Raw genomic sequence first — 18,878 nt, 5'->3', positions numbered from 1 at the left:
GGGCGGGATCAGCGACAACTGCCAGGGGTGCACCGGCAGGACGCGGTGCCCGCGCGGGGGGCGAGGCGGGTCGAGGGCGGCCACCAGCGGATCGAACGGCCCGGCCTCGGCGATCAGATCGTCAGGTACGGCGAGCCAGTGCAGCCGGAACGCCGTGCGCAGCTCCGGCGCGTACGCCCGCCAGCTGTCCGGGTCACCGCTGCGCCACTTCGGCGTGGGGTGGTGCGGGTGGCCGAAGACAAGTGACTGCTCGGAGTCGACGTAGGCGTCGATGGCAGGCTCACCGGTGGGGGTCGGATTCTCGGCCGGTCGCTCGGCCAGGAGCCGGGCCACTGTGTCCCGGCTGGCCCGGACCTGCTCGACGAACTCGTCGTTCGCCAGGCCGGTACGACTGGCGAGTTCCGCCGCGACCAGAGCGGCCAGCCCGTCCGCGTCCAGGTCCTCCCACCGTCCGCCGCCGATCTTCCGTTGCGCCGGCCCGGTGTAGCGGTGCGCGCCGAGCGGCGAGGTTCGCGCGACCTCGCAGCGCACTGTGACGTCGAGGTGCCGCAGCAGCAGCCGCACGGCGCCGTCGACCACGGCAGGGGTGCCGTCCGGCGGGGCCAGCTCGCGCAGCAGGCAGCCGAAGACGGCGTGGGCGGCGGCCAGGTCGGCGAGCTGACCGGCGTCGGTGACCGGCCGGGAGCGCAGCTGCGCGCTCGTCATCGTGTCTCCCGGAGGTAGTTCGGGCCGGTACGCAGGTAGTACTTGTTGATGTCGGCGCAGCCCAACCGCTGTTTGGGCAGCAGCGTGCCGGCGGTGAGCATCGCCTTGATGGGCAGCCGGGTGGCGTGCAGGACCCGCTCGGTGAAGGTCCGCGACGCCGGTCCGTCTCCCCACCGGTCGCGGGCGGCGGCGAGCCGGGGCACCAGCGCCTCGGCGGGTGACGGCACGGGTAGCCCTCGGGCCGCCAGGGCGACCAGTGGCGCGGCCGCGGCCAGGTGCAGGGTGATGGTGATGAACACGTCAGCCAATTCCTGCGGGTCACGCGCCCACATCCGGTCGTCGTGCAGGGTGAGCCCATCCGGGCCGTCGTGCCGCGCGTCCAGCCGGGCGCCGTCGTTGTCCTTGTAGAGCAGGCCGACCGCGCCGTCCGGGTGCACCAGCAGGTGGATGTTCTGCGGGTGCGCCTCCAGGGCGATCCCGTGGCGTAGCCAGAGGAAGACGTGCCAGTCGAGCAGCAGGTCCAGGTAGGACTCCAGCAGCGGGACGGGTCGATCCGGGCTGATCCGTTCGAGGACCGTGCCCGCCACCGGGTCGGCGGCGGCGAGTGCCGCGACCGGCACCACCTGGACATCGGCCAGGTCACGCGGGAATCGGCGCAGCAGGAAACCGCGCCGCTCGTCGCCGTCGACGTGCGCCCAGGTGCTCTCGTCGGCGTGCCGGATCCGACCGGCGAAGGTGGGTTCGGCGGCGGCGATCCGGTCGAGCAGTGCGGCGACGGCCGCGCCGTCGGCGAGCGAGCCCGGTTGCAGCGTGCGTCGGTTGCGCGCGCCGAGGCTCGCGGTCGGCAGCGGCAGTTTGAGGTGCACGTGCGGGTCGTGGTCGAGTGCCACCGTCCGCATGGACAGGGTGGGTCGCACCGGGGTCACCGGCAGCTCGGTCACCGGAAGCGTGTCGCGGGCCACGGTGATCGGATGTGCTGGCAGCAGCAGCTGATCCGGTCGCGGCGCGTGCGGCCACCACGATGGGAGTTCGCCCGCGAGCCGGACGTCCTCGGCGGGGACGGCGTACCAATGCAGCGCGAAACGGGGGGCGTGCTCCGGGGCGTACCGGAGCAGTTCGTCGTCGCGGAGACCGTGCCGGCACCGGTCGGTGGGGTAGACGGGGTGGCCCTGGTGGGCGGCGAGCACGTCGTCCAGGAGCGCCGACGGCAGGCCGCCCGGGGTGATCGCGCGTTCGGCGGCCACCTCGGTGAGCACCCGCTGCCGGTTGCGGGCGGCGAGCCGTCGGGCCCGCAGGTCGGCGCGGCACTCTACGCCGAACTCCCGCCAGCCGGCCTCGGCCTCGGCGTTGTCGCGCGGGGCGAGCAGCGTCAACAGCCCGTCCACCGTCTCCGTACGCTGCGGGTCGCCGTCGTCGACCACCAGCAGCACCATCGGCGCAGCACTGCGCAGGGACTGCTGGAACCCGTCCACCCGGACCGGGATGCGCAGCAGGCCAGCGCGGTGCGGCACCTGCCACCAGTCGGGCCCGTCCGCTCGGCCGGCGCTGAACAGACCGAGGTGGTCCTCGCGCAGCAGGCCGTCGAGCACCCGGGCGAAGACCTCCCGCTCGCAGTCGTCGCTCACTCGGCGATGGTCCACTGGAGGTCGCCACGGAGGGCTGCCAGCGACTGCCGGACGGTGGGCTCGTCGGGGCCGATCCCGTGCAGCACGGCGAGGTAGTCGCGGTTCGTGCCGGTGTGCTCGGCGGTACGGCCCACCTCGCGCAGCGGATGGCAGCCCAGCCGGACGTCGCCGTGGACGGTGTCCAGCGGGCCCGGTGCGGCGACGAGCCGGCCGGACCGGTCTGCGCAGACGTACTCGACCCGGGCGTAGCTGTCGACGGTGTCGGGCAGGCCGAGGGCGGTCAGCGGTTCGCCGAGGTGCAGCCGGATGACGTGCTCGAACAACGGCACACCGAGCAGTTCGGCGAGGATCAGGTCCATCCGGTCGCCGATGAGGCGGTAGTTCACCTCGATGAGCCGGACCCGGCCGTCGGAGATGACGTACTCGGTGTGGCAGGCGCCGAAGCCGACACCGAGCGCGTCGAGCCGCGTCCGCAGTTGGGTGCGCGTCCGCTCCGCCGGGGGCGACCAGGCGAGGGTCTCCTCGGTGAAGGTCGGTGGCGGGCCGAGGCCGGTGTGCCACCCGCCGAGGGAGGCCAGCTCGGTGCCGTCGCCGAGGGTTTCGAAGGTCCGCAGCTCACCGTCGAGGTACTCCTCGACCACAAGTGCCACGTCGGGCCGTCGGCCACGGATCTCGGCCACCCGGGCGACCAGCTCGGCGTGGTCGGCCACCAGGTACGCGTCCTCACTGGCGACCCCCTCGCGGGGTTTGACCACCGCGGGGAACACCTCGGTCGGCACCTTCGGGGCTGCGCCGGGGTCGACGGTGACGGCGCGTACCAGATCGAGGCCCGCAGCGGCGATCGCCCGGCGGGCGGCGGCCTTGTCCTTGCAGAGACGGGCGGCGTCCGGGTCCTTGCCGGGCAGGCCGAGCTTTCGGGCGGCGATCGCGGTGGCCTCCTGGAGATGGTCGCTGTTGGACAGTAACGCCACCGGTCGGGTCGGTGCCGCCGCCGCGACCACAGCGGCCGCGTCGCGAACCGCACAGCGCGTCACCTGCACGTCCGCCGGCCATTCGGCGGGCCGGTCGGTCAGCACGGTGGCCGCCAGCCCGAGCGACGCCGCCGCCGGGAGAAACCCGTCCAGGACGGCGTCGGTGGGGTTGAGCGCGGTCAGGTAGAGCCGCATGCCGCCTCCGTCAACTACCACGATGAGACGATTAGGGTAGCCTACCCTTATTGAGAGGTATGGTGCCCGGTCGGCGGGCGCTGGACCAGTGCGCCAAGCGACCGTCAGCCGTTGGCGTTCCAGAAGCCGACGAGCGTCGCGGTCCACCACCCGATCTGCGAGATCGTGGCGGCGGCGACGCCGGGCAGCAGGGCGGACCAGGGCGGACGACCCCGCACGGCCACGAGTCGATCCCGCACCCGGCCGAGGAACAGCCCGTTGATGCCGACCACCAGCACGGCGAGCAACTTGACCCAGACCAGCCCGGACGACGTGTCCGGGCCGAGGACCGCCCCACTGGCGAGCAGACCCACCAGGCCCAGCCAGATGAGCAGGTGCGCGCCGCGCGCGGCGGTCAGCACCGTGCCGAGGGGTTCCCGGCGCAGCAGCCAGCGGAGGCTGAACCAGTCCACCGTCAGCACCGCGCCGAAGCCCACCACGAGGCAGGTCAGGTGGCAGAAGAGCGCGACCATCCGCGCACCCGGCGAGAGGGTGACGTGCGGTGCCACGAGGATCGCGAGCAGCCACCCGAGACCGACCGACACTACCGAGGCGACGACCGCGGCGCGGCCGGCGGCGCGACGGTGACCACCACGCCAACCTACCGCCGGCGTCGAGGCGTCCGCGTCGGACGGCGATGCGCTCCGGGGCCGGTGCGTCGCGCGCCGGGCCGGGCGGATGGCGTCCGCCGTGACGGCACGGTGGGCGGGGCGGGACGCCCGGGACGCGGGACGAACGTCGGCGTGCAGGTCAGACGTCCCCATCGGCCGGCCCTCTGGACGGCATGCTCAGCCACCCGGTGCAGCTGTGGGCGCGCCGGGCCGGTCGTCCAGCGTGCGCAGCTCGGCGGCCCGCGCCTGCTGCATCCGGCCGGCGAGCGCCTTCAGCTCCGGGCTTCCCCCGGCGTTCTGCTCACCCCGGCACAGCACCACTGTCTGCGTGAGGTGCGCCCGGATCAGGGCAGCCGCCCGGGACGACACCTCGGCGTCGGACGCGGCTCGCAACTCGGCGAGGCTGGCATCGGTGACCATGCCCGGCATCTGATGCCCCTCGTGGATGTTCAGCTCCGGCACGTTGCCGGCGGCCAACAGCCCTCGCAGGTCCCGCAACTCCGCCTGATGAGCCGTCCGAAGTTCGCCGAGAAGAGCCCGCAGCGACGGATCCGCGTCCGCCGGTCGGGTGTCGAGCTGGTCGATCAGCGCGAGGGCGCCCTCGTTCATCGGGATCAGCAGTTGGATGAAGGCGTCGTCGGTGCCGTTGAGCACCACCGGCGCGGTCGGCACCGCGGCGGCCGACGAGGCGGTTGCCGACGAGGGCACCGGCGCCTGCTCGGTGCGGCCCCAACCCTGGGTGAGACCGACGGTCAACGCCGTGGCGACCAGGGTCACGATGACACCGGCCAACCGTCCGACCCGGACGTGGGACCCCTGGCGCTCCGCCATGATCTGCTCCTCCATCCGTTCGCCAGTGCTCAACGGGCGGCTTGGAACGCGCGGCCGACGACTGTCGCCTCGGTCCCGTCGCTGAACAACCCGGACCGGTCCTTGTCGGTGGCGGGTAGACCGAACCAGGCGTAGCGCTGCAGGTAGGAGAGTTGGCCGAGCATGGCGGTGGCCGCCGTCAGGAAGGCCGCCTGCTGCTCCTGACTAGGGAACTGCGGACCGCCCCCGGCGAAGCGGATCAGCGCGAACTCGGTCAGCCAGATCGGCTTCCGGTACCGCTGGTAGACGGCCTGGAGGTACTGCCGGAGTTGGGCCACAGCGGTGGCGGTCGTGAAGTCGGCGCCGAACCAGTGCAGCGTGATGAAGTCCACCCGGTGACCGCGGGCCTCGGCGCCGGTCATGAACCTGTCCAGCCAACCCTGCGGGTCCGGACCACCCCAGGCGACCGCCGGGCTGCCCAGCCTGCTGCCCGTCGCCATCAGCTGCGGCCACAGGTTCAACGCCTGCTCGACCGTCATGTTCGCCTGCTCGGGCATGTCCGGCTCGTTGAAGGTGAGCAGGTACGGTCCGGCGGCCTTGGCTCGAGCCAGCTCCGCGGCGGTGACGTTCTCCGCGCTGCGGATCATCGGCACGAACGTCGCACCGCGCGGAGTGCTGATCCCCGGATGCTGGGTGCCCCAGGTGTAGTACCAGCCGGCCTTGGAGTTCGCCAACGCCTGACTCGCGCCGGCGAAGTTCCACACCCCGACGCCCTTGCGCGCGGAGCTGACCACCGGCGCGACCGGAGCTTTCGACGAGGGCCGTGTGCTCGGCGAGGGCGCGACGCTCGGGGTGGCGACGGCGGTGGGCGCCGTGGACGGCGGCGCCGCCCACGAGGGTGCGGACGGCTCGTCCGGCAGGATCACCACAGCCATGGTGATGGCCAGGACGGCGGCGGCCACACCGGCGGCGAGGGACGGTACGAGGCCACGGGGCCGGTTCGCCGCGAGGTCGACGACGCTCTGGCCGCCGCCCGCGTCGGTGGACACTCCACCGGGTGGGGTCGGCCCGGCGGGGTGTCCGACCGTCGGACTCGGGGGCGCGACGGCCTGCGCGGCGGCCGCGGGGGCGGCCGCGTTCGGCAGGTGGGCGCCGAGACCCGCCGGCAGTGGCAGCAACGGCAGGCCGGCGAGCAGCCTGTCGATCGGCAGAAGCGTGGTGCCCAGGCGTCCGCAGAACGCGCAGTCGCGGACGTGTCGAGCCAGTCGCTTGCGCCACAGCGAGCTGGGGATGCCGTCCCACTCGGTGGTAACGGCGCCCAGATCCGGGCAGCCAGGGCGGGCGCGGAGCGCGCGTACGACGCCACGGGCGCTCTGGATCTGCTCCTTCATCCGGTGGATCCGCACCGCGACGTGCCCGGGTGACAACCCGAGCGCGTCGGCGACCTCGTTCCGGGTGATCTCGCCGGTCTCCTCCAGCCACCACAGCGAGAGCAGCTCCTGGTCGTCCGGGTCGAGCCAGCGGGTCGCCTCGGCGACCTCGCGTCGTTGGTCGGTGAGGCCGAGCCGGAGAATCGTCATCCCCGCGAAGTCGGAGGCGGGGTCGGGCACGTTGTGGATCACGTCGAGCCCGGCATCGCGGTTCAGCGCGACGCGCCGACGCGTCTCCCAGTCACGCACCTGGCGGATGGTGATCGCCACCAGCCAGGACCGGTAGGCCGCCGGGTCGTTGAGCGCGGGCAGGTACCGGATCACCCGTACCAACGTCTCCTGGACCACGTCGTCGACGTCGGCGTGCCCGCGCAGCGCACGGCCGACGATGTTGTAGACCAGCGGGAGCGAGGCCGCGACGACGTCGTCGAGAGCGCGCTGGTCGCCCTGCCTGGCCGCGACGACCAACCCGACATCGGGCAGTGCTCGACCGGCTGACGACATCTGTCTCACTCCTCGTGTGCTGATCCGCGCGGCACCCACGCTGGGTGTGCTGACCGCCCTCAAGATCGGAGACTCGCGGCAGCGGGTGGGATTACAGAATTCCCGGGCCGCTGGTTCGCCACAAGCGGAGCGGGTCCGTCGGCGGCGCATACAGGTCGACCGCGCCGGGTATGGTGCGGGGTGTCGGTGTCGCCGGGCGTTCGCCCGTGCACAGGACACCAGCATTCGAGCGCCAGCGTGTGCGCCGAAGCGTCACCAGGTCGCGCGGCCGACGTTGCCGAGACCTCAGACGCACCCCTCTCGTAGAGACAGGATCCCTGCATGACTTCGAACGACAACGATCGACCTGCCCTGTTCCTCGCCACGTCGAACGGCGACGGGCCGGACGGACCCTCGGCGACCTTCGACAGCAGCGAGGAGGCCATGCTGCGACTGCGCCACCCGTTCGCGGTGAAGGCGGCCCCGCCGGCCCCGGCCGCCGTCGACGCTGTGGAGCAGCGCGGCTGACCCGAGCGCGCCACCCCTACCCTGAACGCCTGGGTTCATACTTTCGGCTAGAAAATAGTCAGTCTTTCGGGTAGTGTCCGGGTCATCAAGTGGACGACATGACGCGGTGGCGAGGCCCGTGCTCGTGGCCCTGCGACAGCGCACCTTCGCCCGTACGTGCGCCCCGGCGGTAGCCGGTCCGGAAGACCCTTCCGGTCGACTCGATCGACGGGCCTGCGGGAAGGACCACCCACATGGCCACCATCGTCGACAACGCGACAAGCACCCGCACCGATCTGCGAAGCAGCGACCGGAGCCCGGATGAGCTCCTCGCCGCGATGAAGGCGACCCAGGCCGACGACCCCCGCCGCCCCGCACTGCGGGACCGCGCCATCGAGGCGTGGCTGCCGCTCGCCCGACACCTGGCGCGCCGCTACGGCGGACGCGGCGCACCGGACGACGACCTGGCCCAGACCGCCTTCGTCGGGCTCATCAAGGCCGTGGACAACTTCGACCACAGCCGAGGTGTCGACTTCAGCGGGTACGCCATTCCCACGATCATCGGCGAGATCAAGCGGTACTTCCGGGACCGCACCTGGGCGGTGCGCGTACCCGGCCGCCTCCAGGAGCTGCGCCTGTCGATCAGCGCGGCGAACAGCGCCCTGACCCAGACCCTCGGCCGCTCGCCGACCGTCGCCGACATCGCGTCCCACCTCGACGTGACCGAGGAGACCGTCCTGGAGGGGCTGGAGGGCGCACGCGCCTACCGGGCCACGTCGCTGTCCACCCCGACCGGCGCCGACGGCAGCCGGGAGCTCGGGGACACCCTCGGCGACGACGACCGCGCGTTCGATCTCGTCGAGATCCGCGTCGCCCTCGGCCCGGCCCTCGCCACGCTGCCGGAACGCGAACGCGAGATCCTGAGCCTGCGATTCCACGGCAACCTGACCCAGGCCCAGATCGCCGAGCGGATCGGCGTCTCGCAGATGCACGTGTCCCGGCTGATCACCCGCTCGCTGGCCGCGCTGCGCCTCCAGCTCAACCCGGACATCGCAGCCTGAGCCGGTCAGAGTTGGACGACGTGACCCACCCGTGGCGGCGTACGACCGGCGAGAACGTCGAGCCACGCGTGCTGGAGCGCCGCCGGCCCGGTGCCCACCCGAACGTCGAGCCACCCGCTCACGACGGCGGTGAACCGTTGCCATGCCTCGGTGAACCGCTGGTCGAGCCCGTCACGGCCCCAGTCGTTGCTGCGCTTGCGCATCTGCACCGGCGCGAAGAACACCTCCTCGGCGGCGTCAGCGTTCGGCGTCTGGTTGGTGAGCCCGACCGCGATGTCCCGGAGGAGCCGGTCGCCGAGGCGCCGACGCAGGGCGGCCCGGGTCGAGGGCGCGCCGGACAGGTCGAGGTAGACGGTCGGGACCACGTCGAGGGTGTCGATGTCGTCGTACGACACGACCTCGTCGTAGCAGCCGAGCGACCGGGTGAACGCCAGGTTGCCCTGTGAGGTGAGACCGACCAGGCGCGGCCCGCGCCGGTGCAGCTCGAACGCGGCGGCGTACGCGGTCTTGCTCGACGCCGATGACACCAGCAGCGCCTCGGCACCGTAGAAGTCGTTGTCGACGACCTGGTCGGCAAGCATGAACGAGGTGAAGAACAGCGGCCGGAACAGGATCAACAGATCCTCCTGGTCGCGCTGGTACGCCGGGTCGCCGGTGGTCGACCGGTACGCGTTGTACGGCGACGGCAGCTCGACCCGGTGCGGGCTCGCCTCACGGAATCCGGACGCGTCCACCCGGTCCGGCCGTACGACGAGGTGACCGGCGGGCGGGAGGTAACCGTAGATCCGTTGCCCCACCTCGACCCCCGCCACCGCCGAGGCGACCACCTCGGCGAAGCCCCAGAGCGGCGGCAGGCCCCACTGCGGCCCGAGCCCCTGGGCCGCCGGCGGGAAGAACTGCCAGTAGCGCATCGAGTCGCCGAGCACCGCGTAGGTCACGTTGTTGGCGGTGAGGCCGACGCGGTCCACGCGCAGCAGCGCCTCGCCGTCGGCCACGGCGGGGACGGCGCCATCGACGAGCGTGGTCTGCCCGAGGTCGTCACGCGCCACGGCGAAGGTCCATGAGTCAGCCATGAGGTGACGCTAGACAGCCTCACAATCGGAGACAAGTGCACTGCGAGTGCAAAATCCCACTGCGGCGCGGTCGGGGTTGCTGCGGCGCGGTTACGGGCCGGTGCTGGCGGCGAGGTCGCGGAGGTGCGCGAGCGGCAGGTGCGGTGGCTGCCACTCCACGAAGAGGGCCGTCGCGTCGTCTTCGAGCTGGTCGTCCTGGTAGCCGACGACCGCGCGGACCAGGCGACGCATCGTCTCCGGGCTGGGCAACCGGTCGTTGAGGGCGCGGTTGACGAAGTCGACGAGCCGGTCCAGCCCGAACTGCTCCCCCTCGGCGCTACGGGCGTCGGTGATGCCGTCGGTGTAGGCGAGGATGCGGTCCCCCGGGTGCAGATTCTCCTCGTGCACCCGCGGTCGGCGGGGGGACAGGTGGCCCAGGCCGAGCGGCAACACTGTCGGCCCCGGAAGCTCCCGAACGGCCTTGCCGTCACGCAGCAACATCGCACCGGGATGCCCCGCGTTGATCATGCTGAGGCGACCGGTCCGACGGTCCAACTCGATGAGCAACCCGGTCGCGAAGAAGTTCGGGTGCTCGGACCGCACCCACCTGTCGATGCTGATCGCCGTATCGACCAGGTCGAGGCCACACCGACGGGCGTTGCGGTACGCGCTGACCACCAACGAGGCCAGGGTGCTCGCCTTGATGCCGTGCCCACAGGTGTCGAAGAGCCCCACGCTGAGCACGTCACCGTTCAACGCATAGTCGAAGATGTCGCCGCCGACGTCGTAGCACGGTTCGAGGATGGCGGTGACCACCAGGTCGTCGGTGGCGAAGGTCAGCGGCGGGAGCAGGCCCCACACGATCTCGGCCGCGACCTGCATCGGCATCCGCCGCCGCATCCGCTCGACCACGTCGCCGTAGAGCCGGCGGTTGACCAGGATCTGGGCGATGTTGACCGCCACCTCCCAGGCCGGACCGTCCATCGTCTGGTCGGCGGCGGCCGGCGAGACGATCTCCAGTACGCCCATCCGCTCGCAGCCGAGCAGCAGTGGCACCCACACCCGGTCCGGGTTGTCGGGCGCACGCTGGATGTCGAGGGTGGTGAAGGCCCGGCCGGCGAGCGTCGTCTCGATCGGCAGCTGGTCCCGGTCGAGACCCGCACCGAGCAGCGGCACGAGGAGGGTCTGCGTGTAGTCGGCCAGATAGATCACGATCTCGCTGGCGTCGATCCCGGGCGCCGCGCGGGCGACCAGCTGCGACACCTCGTCCGGGCCACCCCGGGGCGCGTTGAGCTGCAACCAACGCACCACCTCGCCGACGTCGGCCACGCCCCACCTCCCCCTGTCCAGCGGTGAGGCTACCCCGCCCCAGCGCATTCTCCGCCCGCCCCGACCATCGCGCTGAGGAGCGCGGACAGCGGCACGGTGACGAATCCCACCCGGGCGTCACTCGCCCCGTACGGCACCCACAGCTCACCGTCGTACACCAGAGCACCGCAGGAGTAGACGACGTTCGGTACGTATCCGTCCCGGTCCTTGTCGTCGGGGGCGAGAAGCGCACCGGGCAGGTGCGCGACGACCCGCTCCGGCGTGTGCAGGTCGAGCAGGAGCGCACCGATCGCGTACCGACGCATCGGCCCGACACCATGGGTGAGCACGAGCCAGCCGACGTCGGTCTCGATCGGTGATCCACAGTTGCCGACCTGGATCAACTCCCAACTCTCGTCCGGTGCGTGCAACGGAGTCGGGGCCTGCCAGCGGCTCTCGCCGTCCAGAGCGGTCAGGCCGATGGTCTCGCCGTCGGCACGGCACAGTGCCAGGTGCCGGCCGCCGACGGTACGCGGAAACAACGCGAGCCCCTTGTTCCGGGCACCCGGACCGCGCATCGGGGTCATCTCGAACTGTCGCAGGTCGTCGCTGGCCAACGCGCGGGTGGCGATGTTCCGGCCGTCGTAGGCGGTGTAGGTGGCCCGGTACACAGGTCCGGATTCATCGACGAAGCGGACGAACCGCGCGTCCTCCATGCCGTTGCTCTCCGCCGGGGTGGCCGGCCAGAGCACCCGTTGGTGCAGGACCGTGTCGGCGGGGAAGGCCGTGGCGTAGCTACCGGCGTTGGTACGACGCAGTTGTTCGACGGTCCCCAACCCGGTGCTACGGGAGAGCAGATCGGGTGGCAGGTTGCCGAGCACCCGCTCGAAGGCGGCCTCGTCGTACCACTCGGGCAACGCGTCCAGCACCGTGGCCGCGACCTCGTTGTCGCAGTCCTCCTCGGCCAGGCCGGCAACGAGCAGGTCCCGGCGGTGCCGTACGCCCGTCCGCTGCCCGACGGCCAACGGTCCGGTCCGTTCGACGATCGTGAGCTGTCTCCCCGGTCCGACGATCGCGGTGGCGAAACCGATCGAGGACACGTGGCCCTCCCCGACCTGGCGCAGGCTGATGGCGACGCGCAACTGCCCGGGGTCGAGACCGGTCTGGTCCGGGTGGGCCACCATCGACGGATTGCACAGGGCGGCGGCCTCGACGGCGTACTCGTGGCTGAAGTAGGCGCCGACCAGCAGCCGGCTGTTCGGCGAGAGGTCCCGGGCCCGCGCGGCGCGGTGCCGGACCAGGTCGTAGTGGTGGTGGAAGGTGTCGGCCAGGTCGCGGTGCCGGGCGCCGAACCGGTCGAGGGTGTCCCGCAGCAGCCGGGTGGTCTCCTCGTCGTCCAGGTGCGCGACCCGGTCGATGAGCGCCTGCGCGCGGGTCCGTACCACAGCGGCATCCTCACCCGGCACGAAGAGCTTGATGATGACGCGGCGTGGATCCGGGGTGAGGATGACGTCGTGCCGGACGGCCAGAGACCCTGTCACGACCACCGCCGGGCGTGCTGCATGGTGGAGATGAGCGCGAGGGTGGACTCGGCCCCCTGGTTGAGGTTGGGCCCGTGCGCGGTCAGCCCGTCGTAGCCACCGCCGGTCGCCGGGTCCCACATCGGCGTGCCGAGGTCGTTGTCGCCGAGGAACCACCCGACGGCCTGCCGCACCCCGTTGTCCCACTCCGGATCCCCGGTGACCGTGGCGGCGGTGGCGCAGGCATCGGCGAGGGCGGCGACCTCGATCGGCTGCTGGTCGTGGTGCAGTCGTACGCCGCCGTGCCGCCATCCCCCGACCGGGACGACCGACAGTCGTCCGCCGCGGAACTGGACACCGCGCAGCCAGGTCAACATGCGCAGACCGTCGTCGAGAGGCGGGCCGCCCTCGCGAAGCTGGCTGGCGGCGATGACCACCTCGGCGAGGGCGGCGCTCGCGTAGGTCAGCTGCGGTGACGGCCACGGCCACCGCGGGTCCGGACCTGCCCGGCCGATCGTGCTGGCCGCGTCCGCCAGCAGGGACGCCGCGGCGACGTGGCCCGGGTGACGACGGAGCACCTCGGCCGCGCCGAGACCGGCGAAGGCCATCGTGTGTGGGGCCTTGGTCCGCCGGGTCGCGCCCCGGCTGAAGGCGACGAGCGCCTCCTCGCGTACCCATGCGGCGGGGCTGCGGGCGACGGCCGTGCCCAGGCCCCACAGAGCGCGACCCCACCAGTCGCCGAGCCCTGGTTCGTCGACCCAGCGCCGGTCGTACCCGAGTCGGTTGTGGAACGCGCCGCCGGCGTCCTGCGCGTGGGTCAGGAACGCCAGGTATCGCTCCGCCAGCCGGAGCAGTTCCTCGCTCGGCTCCGGCTCGCGGCTGACGACCACCAGGCCACGGGCCACGTCGTCGGTGCAGTAGCCGTGCTCACGCCGGACGATGGCGTGCCGTGCGTGCTCGAACAGACCGGTGTCGTCGCTCAGCCGGGCCAGGTGCGCGAAGCTGGGCGCGGGTGCCGTCACCCAGCGCCCACCCGTCGACGTCCGGGGGCGTCCGGTGGTCGCCGTCACGCCGGCACCGCGGCGACGGCGGGCGAGCGGGCATCGACCAGCTCTTCGGCGAGGGCGCCGTAGCGGGCCGCGACCGCAGGCCAACTCAGGTGCGCGGCCAGCGGACGAACCCGCCCGGCCAACCGGGCGGTCAGACCCGGTTCGGTCAGGACCCGCCGGATCGCCTTGGCCAGTGCCGCCGGGTTCTGGTGGGGTACGACCAGACCGGGCCCACCGGTCAGCAGCTCGACGGCGTGCGGGAACGCCGTCGCCACGACGGGCACCCCGGCGGCCACCGCTTCGATGAGCACGCCGGAGGTGACCTGTTCGCGGGAGTCGTAGGGCAGGACGACCACGTCGGCGGAGCGGATCAACCGGCCCAGCGCCTCCTGGTCGTGATAGATGTCCTGGTAGTCGACGGCGTGCGCGACGCCCAGCTGGGCGCCGAGCTGGTGCAGCCCCGCCCGGTACGCCTCACCGTGGTGCTCGATCACCTTCGGGTGGGTCCGTCCCGCCACCGTGTAGGTCGGAGTCGGTTCCAGATCCTGCAACCGAGCGAGGGCCCGCAACGACCACTCGATGCCCTTGCCCGGCCCGAGCAGCCCCCAGGTCAGCAGGTGCGGGCGGGTACGCCGGTCGACTGGTACACCGGCGAGCTCGGCCGCTCCGTGGGGAATCACCGTCACCTTGCCCGCTGGCACGGTGTACCCGACGAGCAGCCGGTCGCGGGCCGTGTCGGTCATCGTGACGACCGCCCCGGCGGTCGCCACGATCTGCTCCAACAGGGATCTCTGCCGGGCCGAGGGCTGGCTGAGCACTGTGTGCAGGACCACGATGCTCGGCACGCTGAGCCGCCGCAGCAACGGCAGCACCTCCTCGCCGTCGGTGCCGGGGTAGATGCCGTACTCGTGCTGGACGATCGCCACGTCGTACGCGTTCAGGGCGGCCGCCGCCTCCCGCCAGCCGGCCGGGTCACGCGCCGACCAGGTGTGCACCACCCCGGGCACGGGCCGCTGGTCGTCGCCGTGATCGGTGACCCGGACGATGCCACCGCGGGTGCCGTCGGCGGTCAGCTGGGCGGCGAGTGCGGCGTTGAACGTGGCCAGTCCGCACCGGGTCGGTGGGTGGGTGCTGAGGAATCCGTAGCTGGGCATGAACGTCGGGCCTTCCGGTTGTCGGCCACCGCAGAGGTACGGGGTGAGCCTCACGCGGGGACAGCGCACGCCGGTCAGCGTGTGTGACCGGCGGAACGAAGAGCGGTGCGGTTCGGTCAGTTGCCGACGAGCTGGTCGTAGACGGCGAGATAGTCGGTGACCATCCGGTCCGCGCTGAAGCGCTTCAGAGCCCGCTCCCGACACTCCACCCGATCGAGGCCGCCGACCCGGGTGATCGCATCGACGGCCTGGTCGACGGTGGAGACGAGGAAACCCGTCACCCCTTCGTCGACGACCTCGGGCATGGACCCCCGCCGGTAGGCGACGACCGGGGTGCCACAGACCATCGATTCCACTACCGACAGCCCGAACGGCTCGTCGAAGTCGATCGGATGCAGCAGTGCGGTGCTGTCACCCAGCACCTCGGCACGCCGCCGCGGACCCACCGAACCGAGGAAGACGACCTGGTCGCCATCGATGTGCGGGGCGACCTGTTCGGCGAAGTACCGCTCGTCCTGCACGATCCCGCAGATGGTCAGGGGCCGGCCGGCGCGGCGGGCGATCTCGATCGCGGTGTGGGTGCCCTTGTCCGGGTGGATCCGGCCGAAGGCGGCCAGCCCAGTGCCGGCCTGGCTGGTGAACGGCAGTCCGCCGACGTCGACGCCGTGGTACACCGTGGCCACGTAGTCGAGCTCCGGCGCCCGGTCGGCGTCGGAGATCGACACGTACGACGAGCGGGCTCGGCCGTAGGCGGGCAGGATCCCCGCGCCGGAGAAGCCGTGCACTGTGGTCAGCAGCGGCGCACGGCAGTGTTCCGCGAACGCCAGGGGCAGCCAGTCCAGGTGACTGTGCACCAGGTCGAACTGCGCCGAGCGGGCCATCGCGTGGGAGACGTGCATCGCCTCCCACACCCGGCCGTCCAGGTCCGGGTCGTCCGCGTACCCCCGTGGGCAGACTCCGTCGAGCTGGGCGGACGTGACGGAGTCAAGTGTCGCGAAGAGCGTCACGTCGATCCCACGACTGACCAGCCCCTCGGCGAGCAGGCCGGTCACCTGCTCCCACGGGCCGTAGTGGTGTGGGGGCGTACGCCAGGCGACCGGTCCGAGCAGCGCAATCCTCAAGGGGATGACGCGTCGACGAGATCAGCTGGGTTGAGGTTCAGGGTGGCGAGCAGCCCCGAGTGCTTGGCCGGGTCCACCCACTCGGGCAGTTCGCGCTCGACCCAGGCGGCCCGGGCCACCTGACCCCGGTCACGAAGTGCGGTGACGATCCGGTCCCTGGCGATCCTCATCTGGTACTCCCCTGGCTAAGGTGTTCAAAACGATCATTCGCACGGACAGTGGTCTGCACGTGCAGTCGGATCCGGACCACCAACCGTTCCGACCGCGATGGCGGGCGAAACTGACGGCCGGGACGTGGTCGGCGATCGGCCAACACCACCAGCGAGTCGCGGCGACGGGGATGACGTTCGGTAACGCCCCTGATGGGCTGGTGGCGACGGCGTCTGGCGGCCACCGGGGTCCCGGGCGACATGTTCACCGTACGCCCTCGCGGCGGTCCGCCGCACCAGCGCCCTGGACGGACCGGAGGTCAGGGCTCCAACACCACCTTGCCGGCCCGGCTGCGCTTCTCGGCGAACACAAGTGCGGCGGAGACCTCGCTGAGGGGGTAGCGGGCGGCGATCTGCGGCACGATCACTCCCTGCCGCAGCAGGTCGAGCACGATGCCGAGGTCGGTGCGCAGGCGACGGCGGAACGCGGCACGACGGGTGAGCTGACCGGCCCAGAAGTTGTAGAAACCGGCCCGGTGGCCGTTCGGCAGCGTGTTCCAGGTGTAGAGGCGGGCCAGCAGCTTCACGAAGACCCACACCACCGACTGCCCGGTGCCCACGGCGGCGGCGTTGCCGTAGACGACCAGTTTGCCGCCGGGGGCGAGCAGGGCGTACGAGGTGCGTACGCCTGGGCCGGCGACCGGGTCGAAGACGGCGTCGACGCCGCCCGGCGACAGCTCGCGGACCCGAGCGGCCATGTCCGGGTCGCGGTAGTCGAGCGGTTCGACGCCGAGTTCGCGCAGCCCGGCGTGGTGCCGCGCGGCGGCGGTGCCGATGACCCGCAGGCCGAGGTGTCGGCCCAGTTGCACGAGCACGCTCCCGACGCCGCCGTTCGCGCCGTGCACGAGGATCGTCTGCCCGGCCTTCAGGTCGGCGTCCCGCAGCATCTGCCAGGCGGTCACCCCGTTGACGACGACGGTCTCGGCCGCGGCGGGGTCCAGCCCCACGGGTACGGGGGTAAGGGCGTCGATGTCGACAAGCGCGTGTGTGGCCCAGGCACCGGTCTTGGTGACCGCCGCCACCCGGGTGCCGACCAACGCGTCGTCGCCGCCGGGACCGACCGCCCGGACCGTGCCGACGAGGTCGTAGCCGGGCACGAACGGGAACTTCGGCTGGCCGGGGTAGAGCGCGTGCCGCATCTGCTGCTCGGCGAACGAGATGCCGGTGGCCTCGACCTGGACGAGCGCCTGCCCCCGGGCGGGGACGGGCATCGCGCGCCGGTGCAGCAGGAGGCCGTCGGGCTCCACCACACCGGGCAGCACCACTTCGGTGATCGTCGTGTCGGTGGTCATCAGGGTTCTCCTTTGTTTGTAAGTGTGCACTCACACACTTGTCAGGTTCAAAGAGTGGGCCGCCGAAGCGGCCCAGCATCGGGGGTCGGTCAGGGGTGGCTCGGTCCGGGGTGGCGGATGCCGGCGGTCAGGGCGCGAGCCCAGGGCTCCGGGACCTGCTCCAGGCCGGCGGTCACGATCAGGTGGCACAGCTGGCCGTACGCGAAGAACTGCTGCACCTGCGCGTCGGTGGCCCCGGCGCGACTCTGCACGAAGGTCGCGACCCGCCGGTAACCGGCCCGCACCGCCTCGGCGACCTCCGGGATGTCCGTGACGGCCTGCGCCTGCACCTGGAAGAGCAGAAGATCACGATCGGCGATCAGCTCCGCGTACGCACCACCCATGGCGTCGAGGATCTCCTCCGGGCTGTCACCCGTGGCACGCTCGGCACCCGCCTCGATCGCGTCGGCGATCCGGTCGAAACACGCTCCGGCCGCCGCCACGAACAACCCGAGCTTTCCGGAGAAGAGCCGGAAGACGTACGCCTCGGAGATGCCGGCGGCCGCGGCCACGGCGGTGACCGGGGTGGCGTGGAAGCCGGCGCGCGCGAACACCGACACTGCGGTGTTCAAAACGGTGACCCGGCGGGCCTCGGCGGTGGATCGCATATTTGTAAGTGTGCACTCACAAACAAGCGCCGTCAAGCCCGTCGCCCTGCCATCCCGGCCGCCAGTGAGACCATGCGCAAGCGCTACGAGCACATCCCACCCGGGCGGCCCCGCAGCGGCCCTGACCGGCTCACTCCAACGGATAGAGGCGGGCCGGGTCACCGGGACGGACGCTGTCCGGCACGTGGTCAGCAGTGCTGGCGGCGATCGAGCCGAGCAGCGCCAACGAGCGGGCGGACTCCGTACCGGGCTCGGCGTGGTAGATCACCAGCAGCTGCCCGTCGGCGCCCGCCACCGCGAGCTTGTCGCAGTACAGGTCAAGGTCACCCACCTCAGGATGGTGCAGCCGACTGACGATGCCCTCCCGTCGACGCACCTCGTGGCGCGCCCACAACTGCCGAAAGCAGTCGCTCTTGAGTGACAGCTCCCCCACCAGCGCCGTCAACCGCGGGTCGTCGGTGGCCCCACCCGAGTCGGCACGCATCTGCCCCACCACGCTCTGCATCGCCTGCCGCCAGTCGCGGAACAGCTCCCGCTCGGCCTGGTCCAGGAACACCGCGCGGAGTCGGTTGGCGCCGGGGGCGAGATTCGGCGACAGTGCCCTCGCCATCGGGTTCGAGGCCAGGATGTCGAGGTAGCGATTCTGCACGAAGGCCGGCATGGAGAGCTGCCGCAGCAGGTGCAGGATGCTGGCCGGCACTCGCTCGACGGCCGGTCGGGCCGCCCGCCGCGACCGCGTACGGCTCAACCCGATCATGTACGCGGTCGCCTCCGGATCCAGTCGCAGCACTCCGGCGAGGGCGTCGAGGACCTGCACCGAAGGGTGCCGCTCGCGACCCTGCTCCAACCGGAGGTAGTAGTCGGCGCTGATACCGGCCAGCATCGCCACCTCCTCGCGCCGCAGCCCCGGCACTCGGCGCAGGCCCACGCCCGGGCCCAGCCCGACGTCCTCGGGCCGGGTCTGCTCCCGGCGGGCACGTAGGAAGTCGCCGAGCGGGTTCGTTGCGTCCATGCCACCGACGGTAGATCGCCGGACGGCCCGGTGACTGGCTGTGTCACTACCAGGAACAGCTCGCCCTGCCGCCGGCG

18 protein-coding genes are annotated in these 18,878 nt (G+C 71.9%); 2 read left to right on the top strand and 16 right to left on the bottom strand.

Annotated features, from left to right (window positions below):
- The 6 genes from KBX71_RS24735 to KBX71_RS24710 form a co-directional block, all read right to left on the bottom strand.
- On the bottom strand, nucleotides 1-705 hold a 705-nt coding region (locus tag KBX71_RS24735; RefSeq protein ID WP_210820288.1), incomplete at its 3' end, for an IucA/IucC family protein.
- The gene (locus tag KBX71_RS24730; protein ID WP_210820287.1) at nucleotides 702-2,330 is read right to left on the bottom strand and encodes an IucA/IucC family protein; all 1,629 of its coding nucleotides are present in this window, start codon (nucleotides 2,328-2,330) and stop codon (nucleotides 702-704) included. The genes KBX71_RS24735 and KBX71_RS24730, both read right to left, overlap by 4 nt.
- Complete coding sequence (locus tag KBX71_RS24725) at nucleotides 2,327-3,496, bottom strand: acetyl-CoA carboxylase biotin carboxylase subunit family protein (RefSeq protein WP_210820290.1); 1,170 nt, start codon at nucleotides 3,494-3,496, stop codon at nucleotides 2,327-2,329. The genes KBX71_RS24730 and KBX71_RS24725 overlap by 4 nt, the downstream gene beginning before the upstream one ends.
- 104 nt (nucleotides 3,497-3,600) lie before the next feature.
- Nucleotides 3,601-4,299, bottom strand: a complete 699-nt coding sequence (locus tag KBX71_RS24720) for a hypothetical protein (protein WP_210820286.1) — start codon at nucleotides 4,297-4,299, stop codon at nucleotides 3,601-3,603.
- 24 nt (nucleotides 4,300-4,323) lie between these two features.
- Nucleotides 4,324-4,977: a DUF305 domain-containing protein gene (locus KBX71_RS24715; RefSeq protein WP_210820285.1), complete on the bottom strand. Its 654-nt coding sequence runs from the start codon at nucleotides 4,975-4,977 to the stop codon at nucleotides 4,324-4,326.
- A 29-nt stretch (nucleotides 4,978-5,006) separates the two neighbouring features.
- Nucleotides 5,007-6,890: a sigma-70 family RNA polymerase sigma factor gene (locus KBX71_RS24710; protein ID WP_210820284.1), complete on the bottom strand. Its 1,884-nt coding sequence runs from the start codon at nucleotides 6,888-6,890 to the stop codon at nucleotides 5,007-5,009.
- A gap of 321 nt (nucleotides 6,891-7,211) precedes the next feature.
- Between KBX71_RS24710 and KBX71_RS24705 the strand changes: the two genes are divergently transcribed.
- Both KBX71_RS24705 and KBX71_RS24700 read left to right on the top strand, forming a co-directional pair.
- A complete protein-coding gene (locus tag KBX71_RS24705) occupies nucleotides 7,212-7,397 on the top strand; it encodes a hypothetical protein (RefSeq protein WP_210820283.1) in 186 nt (61 codons plus the stop codon).
- A 233-nt stretch (nucleotides 7,398-7,630) separates the two neighbouring features.
- Nucleotides 7,631-8,437: a SigB/SigF/SigG family RNA polymerase sigma factor gene (locus KBX71_RS24700; RefSeq protein WP_210820282.1), complete on the top strand. Its 807-nt coding sequence runs from the start codon at nucleotides 7,631-7,633 to the stop codon at nucleotides 8,435-8,437.
- Nucleotides 8,438-8,442: 5 nt separating this feature from the next.
- On the opposite strand, the gene KBX71_RS24695 is transcribed toward KBX71_RS24700, so the two are convergent.
- The 10 genes from KBX71_RS24695 to KBX71_RS24650 form a co-directional block, all read right to left on the bottom strand.
- On the bottom strand, nucleotides 8,443-9,510 hold the full coding sequence (locus KBX71_RS24695) for a DUF2855 family protein (RefSeq protein WP_210820281.1): 1,068 nt from the start codon (nucleotides 9,508-9,510) through the stop codon (nucleotides 8,443-8,445).
- A gap of 90 nt (nucleotides 9,511-9,600) precedes the next feature.
- Complete coding sequence (locus KBX71_RS24690) at nucleotides 9,601-10,818, bottom strand: PP2C family protein-serine/threonine phosphatase (RefSeq protein WP_307847292.1); 1,218 nt, start codon at nucleotides 10,816-10,818, stop codon at nucleotides 9,601-9,603.
- A 29-nt stretch (nucleotides 10,819-10,847) separates the two neighbouring features.
- Nucleotides 10,848-12,338: a glycoside hydrolase family 130 protein gene (locus KBX71_RS24685; protein WP_210820279.1), complete on the bottom strand. Its 1,491-nt coding sequence runs from the start codon at nucleotides 12,336-12,338 to the stop codon at nucleotides 10,848-10,850.
- Complete coding sequence (locus KBX71_RS24680; protein WP_210820278.1) at nucleotides 12,335-13,387, bottom strand: glycosyltransferase; 1,053 nt, start codon at nucleotides 13,385-13,387, stop codon at nucleotides 12,335-12,337. The genes KBX71_RS24685 and KBX71_RS24680 overlap by 4 nt, the downstream gene beginning before the upstream one ends.
- Nucleotides 13,384-14,520: a glycosyltransferase gene (locus tag KBX71_RS24675; RefSeq protein ID WP_210820277.1), complete on the bottom strand. Its 1,137-nt coding sequence runs from the start codon at nucleotides 14,518-14,520 to the stop codon at nucleotides 13,384-13,386. Before KBX71_RS24675 ends, KBX71_RS24680 begins: the two co-directional genes overlap by 4 nt.
- Before the next feature lie 116 nt (nucleotides 14,521-14,636).
- Nucleotides 14,637-15,641: a glycosyltransferase family 4 protein gene (locus KBX71_RS24670; RefSeq protein ID WP_210820276.1), complete on the bottom strand. Its 1,005-nt coding sequence runs from the start codon at nucleotides 15,639-15,641 to the stop codon at nucleotides 14,637-14,639.
- Entirely contained in the window at nucleotides 15,638-15,811 is a 174-nt protein-coding gene (locus KBX71_RS24665) for a hypothetical protein (RefSeq protein WP_167492970.1), read from the bottom strand. Before KBX71_RS24665 ends, KBX71_RS24670 begins: the two co-directional genes overlap by 4 nt.
- Nucleotides 15,812-16,110: 299 nt before the next feature.
- Complete coding sequence (locus tag KBX71_RS24660) at nucleotides 16,111-17,142, bottom strand: medium chain dehydrogenase/reductase family protein (protein WP_210820275.1); 1,032 nt, start codon at nucleotides 17,140-17,142, stop codon at nucleotides 16,111-16,113.
- A gap of 89 nt (nucleotides 17,143-17,231) precedes the next feature.
- Nucleotides 17,232-17,789 (bottom strand): TetR/AcrR family transcriptional regulator, encoded by a 558-nt coding sequence (locus tag KBX71_RS24655; protein ID WP_210820274.1) that lies wholly within the window; start codon nucleotides 17,787-17,789, stop codon nucleotides 17,232-17,234.
- A gap of 130 nt (nucleotides 17,790-17,919) precedes the next feature.
- Complete coding sequence (locus KBX71_RS24650) at nucleotides 17,920-18,801, bottom strand: helix-turn-helix domain-containing protein (RefSeq protein WP_210820273.1); 882 nt, start codon at nucleotides 18,799-18,801, stop codon at nucleotides 17,920-17,922.
- Nucleotides 18,802-18,878: the final 77 nt, after the last annotated feature.

The sequence above is a fragment of the Micromonospora sp. D93 genome (assembly GCF_018070365.1).
In the GTDB taxonomy this organism is placed as follows: Bacteria; Actinomycetota; Actinomycetes; order Mycobacteriales; family Micromonosporaceae; genus Micromonospora; species Micromonospora ureilytica.
This window is presented reverse-complemented; position numbering and strand designations above follow the sequence as displayed.